The organism is Bacillus timonensis, assembly GCF_000285535.1.
Classification (GTDB): Bacteria; Bacillota; Bacilli; order Bacillales; family Bacillaceae_L; genus Ferdinandcohnia; species Ferdinandcohnia timonensis.
Genome location: NZ_HE610988.1, coordinates 1 through 7,742 on the forward strand (window position 1 = coordinate 1; position 7,742 = coordinate 7,742).

At 38.2% G+C, this 7,742-nt stretch carries 5 protein-coding genes and 1 riboswitch; of the genes, 2 read left to right on the forward strand and 3 right to left on the reverse strand.

The window, feature by feature from the left end; all coding sequences use genetic code 11:
- Positions 1-248 precede the first annotated feature (248 nt).
- Genes gcvPB through gcvT form a run of 3 tightly spaced genes read right to left on the reverse strand, consistent with a single transcriptional unit; the run spans position 249 to position 4,205 of the window.
- Positions 249-1,709, reverse strand: coding sequence for an aminomethyl-transferring glycine dehydrogenase subunit GcvPB (gene gcvPB / locus BTHG_RS17560; RefSeq protein ID WP_010678047.1), 1,461 nt, complete (start codon positions 1,707-1,709; stop codon positions 249-251).
- The gene (gcvPA, locus tag BTHG_RS17565) at positions 1,702-3,048 is read right to left on the reverse strand and encodes an aminomethyl-transferring glycine dehydrogenase subunit GcvPA (protein ID WP_010678048.1); all 1,347 of its coding nucleotides are present in this window, start codon (positions 3,046-3,048) and stop codon (positions 1,702-1,704) included. Before gcvPA ends, gcvPB begins: the two co-directional genes overlap by 8 nt.
- A 29-nt stretch (positions 3,049-3,077) precedes the next feature.
- A complete protein-coding gene (gcvT, locus tag BTHG_RS17570) occupies positions 3,078-4,205 on the reverse strand; it encodes a glycine cleavage system aminomethyltransferase GcvT (protein WP_042342294.1) in 1,128 nt (375 codons plus the stop codon).
- A 303-nt stretch (positions 4,206-4,508) separates the two neighbouring features.
- Positions 4,509-4,602: riboswitch (glycine riboswitch) on the reverse strand.
- Positions 4,603-4,892: 290 nt separating this feature from the next.
- Here gcvT and BTHG_RS17575 point away from each other — a divergent pair.
- Positions 4,893-6,587, forward strand: coding sequence for a DEAD/DEAH box helicase (locus BTHG_RS17575; RefSeq protein ID WP_010678050.1), 1,695 nt, complete (start codon positions 4,893-4,895; stop codon positions 6,585-6,587).
- Positions 6,565-7,359 (forward strand): YqhG family protein, encoded by a 795-nt coding sequence (locus BTHG_RS17580; protein WP_010678051.1) that lies wholly within the window; start codon positions 6,565-6,567, stop codon positions 7,357-7,359. Before BTHG_RS17575 ends, BTHG_RS17580 begins: the two co-directional genes overlap by 23 nt.
- Positions 7,360-7,742 lie beyond the last annotated feature (383 nt).

Sequence of the window (7,742 nt, forward strand, 5' to 3'; positions counted from 1 at the left end):
CAAAGAACTTTTTAATCTATCGCTCAAAAGCGACTTTAATAATATAACATGTATCATACTTTCATGTCAACAGTTTTTTTAAAACCATTTTTCGACTTCTTAAAAACTTGACTCAATCAAACACGTTGTCGTGATGACTTAATCTATATTATCAGCCCACGACTTATTTTTCAATACTTTAAACCGCGGTAAATTATGGTAAAAAAAGAGACTCATCCAAAAAGGATGAATCTCTACTATATAATTATTTATTGTTTTTGAAATCGTAAAACAGGTTTACGCGCTGCTAAAGTTTCATCAAGTCGACTCACAATTGTTGTGTGTGGTGCTTCTTGGACGATTTCTGGATTTTCCTCTGTTTCTTTTGCTATTTGAATCATTGCCTCAATAAATGCGTCCAATGTTTCTTTAGATTCTGTTTCCGTTGGTTCAATCATCATACATTCCTCAACATTTAATGGGAAGTAGATAGTTGGTGGATGGTAACCGAAATCGAGTAATCGTTTTGCGATATCTAATGTACGAACGCCTAGTTTCTTTTGGCGTCTTCCAGAGAGAACGAATTCGTGTTTACAATGCTTATCATATGGTAGATCAAAATATGGCGCTAGACGACGCATCATGTAATTTGCATTGATAACGGCATTTTCAGTTACCGCTTTAAGTCCATCTGGTCCCATTGAACGAATGTACGTATAAGCACGAACATTGATTCCGAAGTTTCCATAGTATGGTTTTACACGTCCGATTGATTGTGGACGGTTATATTCAAAGTGATAGCCTTCCTCTGTTTTAACAAGTACTGGTTTTGGAAGGAATGGTATTAAATCCGCTTTTACTCCAACAGGACCTGAGCCAGGGCCCCCACCACCGTGTGGACCAGTAAATGTTTTGTGTAGGTTTAAGTGGACTACGTCAAAGCCCATGTCTCCAGGACGAGCCTTACTTAGTACCGCATTCAGGTTTGCACCATCATAATAAACCTTACCACCAGCAGAGTGGATGATCTCCGTCATTTCTAAAATATTTTCTTCAAATAGGCCTAGAGTATTTGGATTTGTTAGCATTAATGCTGCTGTGTCCGGCCCCACTACTCGTCGTAAATCTTCTAAATCAACTAGTCCATCTTCACCTGATTTTACTGTGATTGTTTCAAAGCCAGCTACTGTTGCAGAAGCCGGGTTTGTACCGTGCGCAGAGTCAGGTACAATTACTTTTGTACGAGCTGTATCATAGTTTGCTTCGTGGTAGGCACGAATCATCATTAATCCAGTCCACTCACCATGCGCACCAGCTGCTGGTTGTAGCGTCACTTCATCCATTCCAGTTATTTCTTTTAAATGTTCTTGAAGATCATACATAAGTTCCAATGCACCTTGGACAGTACTTTCATCTTGTAATGGATGAATGTGAGCAAATCCATTGTATCGAGCTACATTTTCATTGATTTTCGGATTGTATTTCATCGTACATGAACCTAGTGGATAAAAACCTGAATCCACCCCATGGTTACGTTTTGACAAGGCAGTGTAATGACGCATAATATCTAATTCTGATACTTCTGGAAGCTCTGGCTCCTCTACACGAAGATAGTCACTAGGGATAACATCATCAATGTTTACCTCAGGTACGTCTAAATCTGGCAAACTATAACCAATTCGACCTGGATTTGATAGTTCAAAAATTAATGGTTGATCTTGCTTATTCATGGCTATCCCCCAATTCTTTTACAAGTGTATCAATTTCTTCTTTTGTACGTAGTTCAGTAACTGCCACTAGCATATGTCCATCAAGTTCTGGAAAATCACGACCTAAGTCATATCCGCCGATTATTCCGTTTTCTAATAGACGCGCATTCGCATCTTTCACCGACTTCCCTACTTTTACAACAAATTCATTAAAGCACGGTCCCTCGAATGCTATTTCGAAACCATTAGCTACAAATAGTTGTTTTGCATAGTAGGCCTTTTGAATATTTTGGGTTGCGATTTCTTTAACACCTTTTTTACCTAAAGCAGTCATCGCAACAGATGCTGCTAGTGCATTCAACGCTTGGTTTGAACAAATATTTGATGTTGCTTTATCGCGTCTGATATGTTGTTCACGTGCTTGAAGTGTAAGAACAAAGCCGCGTTTTCCTTGTTCATCAACTGTTTGCCCTACAAGACGACCTGGTACTTTACGCATTAGTTTGGATGTAACTGCAAAATATCCGCAGTGCGGACCACCGAATGCTGCCGGAATTCCAAATGGTTGTGCATCCCCAACCACAATATCAGCACCGAATTTCCCAGGAGGCGTTAAAGCTCCAAGTGCTAATGGATTGCTGGATACAACAAACATGCTTTTACCAGTGTGAGCTACTGCTTCAATTTCTTTTAATGGTTCAATTTGTCCAAAGAAATTTGGATATTGCACAATAACACAAGCTACATCGTTATCCATTAAATCACTTAATGCTTCCACGTCCGTTACACCATTCTTTGTTGGAACTTCCACGACCTCGATGTATTGACCCTTCGCATACGTTTCAAGAACGAGCCTTGATTCTGGGTGAACAGCCTCTGAAACTAGTACTTTTTTATGTTTAGTGTGACCTGATGCTAGCATTGCTGCTTCTGCAAGCGCAGTACCACCGTCATACATGGAGGAGTTTGCTACATCCATCCCAGTTAGTTCACAAATCATTGTTTGGAATTCAAATATTGCTTGAAGCTCACCTTGAGAAATCTCAGGTTGATATGGTGTATATGCAGTATAAAATTCTGATCGTGAAAGAACATGATCAACAATTACCGGCATGTAGTGGTCGTACACACCCGCCCCCAAGAAGGAAGCATTATGCCGTAGATCAGCATTTTTGGCAGCTAATAATGATAGTTCTTTCATTAATGCAGTTTCTGACTTCGCCTTTTTAATATTGTATTCACCTTTAAATCGAACACTTTCTGGTATATCACTAAAAAGCTCTTCGACAGTAGATACGCCGATTGCTTGTAACATTTCGTTTTTATCTTGTTCCGTCATTGGTAAATAACGATGCTTCATGAATGTACCCCTTCCCACTAATCCATTTCTTATTTTTTTGGACGTTTATAAAATGGTGTTGCCACAATTTTCCCTTTTAGGCGTTTTTTACGAACTTGAACTTCGACTTCTTTTCCAAGCTCGGCATGCTCAGATTTGAGTAGGACTAACCCGATATTTTTTTGAAGGGTTGGTGATTGTGTCCCTGTCGTAACCTCACCGACTTGTTCATCCCCCACATATACTTCATAACCGTGGCGAGGAATTCCTTTGTCAATCATTTCAATTCCAGCAATTTTACGTGGAGCACCTTCTTCTTTTTGCTGTTTTAAGACAGATTTACCGATAAAGTCGGCTTCTTTATTTGGTTTAACCGCAAAGCCGATTCCTGCTTCAATTGGTGTAATATCTTTTGATAGTTCTTGTCCATAAAGTGCAAGATTTGCTTCGAAGCGTAATGTGTCACGCGCGCCTAGTCCGCAAGGCAAAACACCTTCAGGTTCACCAGCTTCTAAAATGGCATTCCATAATGCAACCGTATCTTCTGCACGGCAGTATACCTCAAACCCATCTTCACCTGTATAGCCAGTTCTTGAAACAAGGGTTTTCTTGCCTGCAATCTCTACGTCGTCTTGGAATTTAAAAAACTTGATATCACTTAATTCTGTGTTCGTTAATTTTTGTAAAACTGTTTCAGCAAGTGGTCCCTGAAGGGCTAATTGTCCCATCTCACTTGATATATTCACTACTTCCACATCACCAAAAACATGCTGTTTTAGCCAATCAAAATCTTTATCTGTATTGGAGGCATTGACAACGAGTAGATAATGTTCATCCGTTTTTTTATAGATAAGTAGGTCGTCAACTGTTCCACCATTTTCATAGCACATCGCAGTATACTGTGTTGCGCCATCCTTTAATTGTGAAACATCATTTGTCATCATTTTTTGAAGGTAAGCTAAGCTGTCTTTTCCTTTCACATCAATTTCACCCATATGTGAAACATCAAAAAGACCTGCTTTTGTGCGTACCGCTTCATGTTCTTCTTTAATACTTGAAAATTGGACAGGAAGATCCCACCCGCCAAAATCAATGGTTTTGGCGCCATGTTTTTGATACTCATCAAATAATGGTGTTCGTTTTAATTCAGTCAACCGAATTCCTCCTCCGCATGTCATCATTAAAAATGTGGTTTGAGCTTTAGGTTAAAACCAAAAGATTCTGAAAACATAAAAAAGGACAGATAAACTCCACAGTTGTGTGAAGTCTCTGTCCTTGCACCTGAAAGTTTACCTAATTGTTGTTCAAAAATTAGGATTGCCCCTTTGGTGGCCATTCGGGTCATTATAAGCAGTGAATTTCGTCAGTTTCGTTTTTCCGGTCCTCACGTATTAATTTTATACGCTCCAATCCTCAAAACTTCACTTCCTCGACCTTCTTGCTTCTAATTCCCCTCAATTTATCGGCTCTCTCCAGAGTTGCGTCAAACAAGAGTCTTTTTGCCTGAGAGATTCACAATTGAATTGCTTGCTCCTTCGGCGCTACAAAAATTATAGTCTCTCCCCTTGTTCTCATTCGCGGTCTTCATAATTTTCATTTGTTTGGTAATACTAACGAAACGACTATGGAAATTTTATCAAGTCCATCTCAAAAGTTTTCATTTTATCAAGTAAAAACTTTCGCTTAACCCTTCTGGAAACTAAAGAGAAGCGTTTTCGAACTACATTCATCGTACCATTATCCTGTGATTTGAGCAATACATTATTTTCTTAACATTAATTTATTTTTTTATAAAAATGTTCGGTTTTTACCGAAATGCTTACTTTCTACTATATATATACTAACAATGAAAGGACTGTGAATATATGAATGTCGATTTTGAATTTGATCAGTCGTGGCAAGGTGACTTTTTGCAAAGAATTGACGATGACGGTCCTTGGGCGAACTGGGAGCTATATAAGCTTGCATATGAAGTAGAAAAGCACCAGTCAATACCTGAATTCGAAGGTCTTCAAGCTCCTAAGCATTTACCACAGTTGACACCACTTCCCCATCAACTTGAGGTTGCAAAGCAAGTGGTGGAAAAAATGAATGGAAAGGCCATCTTAGCAGATGAGGTTGGGCTAGGAAAAACCATTGAAGCTGGTCTTATTTTAAAAGAATATATGATTCGCGGTCTTGTAAAAAAAGTGTTGATTCTTGTTCCAGCTTCTCTTGTTTCGCAGTGGGCTTCAGAACTAAATCAAAAGTTTTATATTCCAGCTGTCCAACAGAAAAAGAGCTATATGTGGGAGCAATATGATGTCATTGTTTCCTCCATTGATACAGCCAAAAGAAGTCCACATCGGGAAATTGTGTATGAGCAGGACTATGATTTGATTATCATTGACGAGGCTCATAAGTTAAAAAACAACAAAACAAAAAACTACGAATTTGTTCAAAACCTAAAAAAGAAGTTTTGTTTACTATTAACCGCCACCCCGATTCAAAACCGAATTGATGAAATCTTTAACCTTGTGTCATTGTTAAAACCTGGACATTTAGGGAACCAGGAGAATTTCGAAGAATCATTCGGTAAGAAAAGTCGTTCGATTGATGACCATGAGCATTTAAAGGAATTGGTCAATAAGGTGATGATTCGGAATCGCCGTGATGACACTGGCATTGAATGGACAAAACGTAAGGTTGAAACAGTTCCAATTGAATTTTCAGAGTCTGAACAAGAACTATATGATGCAATTTCAGCCTATCGGTCTAGTTTTTCAAACTTTGCCTCCAGTATGTTCTCCATTTTAACTTTGCAAAGAGAGGCTTGTAGTAGTCGTGAAGCCGTTTATTTTACACTGAAAAAGATGCTTGAGAAAAAGAATGAAGATGGTAGTTCCGCAGTACCAGAAGATTTGGTAGTAGGTCTGATGAAAAAAGTAGAACAAGTGACGCAAAATTCGAAAGCCGAAAAAGCAGTTGAATTAATTAAGCAAATTGATGATAAAGTCATTATTTTTACCGAATATCGCGCGACTCAAATGTATTTGCAATGGTTCCTACAGCAAAACGGCATTTCATCTGTCCCGTTTAGAGGTGGATTTAAACGTGGGAAAAAGGATTGGATGAGAGAATTGTTTAAAGGGAAATTCCAAGTTTTAATTGCTACAGAAGCTGGCGGTGAAGGAATTAACCTACAATTCTGTAATCATATTATCAATTATGACCTTCCTTGGAATCCGATGAGGCTTGAACAACGAATTGGACGTATCCATCGCCTTGGCCAAGAAAAGGATGTTCATATTTATAACTTCGCGACCAAGAATACAGTTGAAGAGCATATTTTAAAGCTATTATATGAAAAAATTAATCTGTTTGAGCGTGTCATAGGTCAGTTGGATGATATCTTAACTCGACTGGATCTTGGAAATATCGAAGAGCATATCCAGGACATTATGCTTCGTTCGAGGAGCGAGGGTGAAATGAAAATTAAGATGGAGAATTTAACTTCCATAATCAGCTTTGAAGAAGAACAAAATGGTGGTGAACAGCGTGCAGCAACAGGAAATCGTTAATTTTCTAGAGAAATATTTTGTAGCAAATCATTGTGATATTCTTGAACGGCAAACCGGACATATGACGGTACAACTGACAATAGATCTAGATAAGCAGTTAATGAACCGTCCATTTTATTGGACTTATGTTGAAAAAACAGGCGGAGAACCGAATCCGATGAAGCTAACGTTAATTACAGACCGGGACCAAACACCCGACAATGTAAAAGGCGACTTTATCCATTTCGGTGCACCCCGCTTACACCAAATTTTTGAATCAACAAAAAAACTCGCAAGCTATATTCGCCTTTATCAGCATACGCAACCTGGTATACAGGGAAATACTCCGCTATACCCTTGGCTTGGTTTAAATATCAAGGTTTCATATAAATGTGACCGTAAGCGCGACATTCTTATGTCACTAGGTCTGCAGCTGATCAATGGTATCATTATAGAGGATTTTCAAGAAAAACTAGAAAAGTTATCACTGACACCGAAAATACCTGATTTAACATATACAATGTCACCTCTTGTAAAGCCGCAAAGTGGTGTCAACCGTCTCCAGCAATATGTAAGAGGTTTTGTTGAAACACAGGATCACGCTTGGGCCGATGAAGCAAGGAAACGTTGGAAAGAAGATTTAGCCCTTTTGGACTCCTTTTATGAAGGTATTGAGGAAAAACCAGAAAGCTATGATATTGAAAAAGCAGCACTTAAAGAACAATACGAACCTAAGGTTCTTGTCGAAATTATCAATGGTGGGTTGTTTTACTTATGTCAAAATGCCGTTTAAAATAGGCCTATCCTCACATTCGAGGATAGGCTTTCATTTTTTGAGGGTGAATTCTTAAAAATCGTTCGACAAATACCTTACATATACTTGGAAATTTTACAAAAAACCTTATAGAGATTCCACTATTTATTAACCCCTTCTTCCTCCTAGTTAACAAACAGTAGGTCTTTTTCCTTATTTTTCGAGTTATTCCAACACAAATCTATATATCTGTCTATTTTTCGATAAGCCGGACAAGAAATTAATTGTATTTTATAAATATTTTGACATCGACAGTTTTTTACATAAAAGATTTTTTTTATGTTTTATACTTCTAAATATAATACAAAGGTTCTATACATATATGGACTATCGATTTAGGTCAGTCAGCATGGTGCAATCAG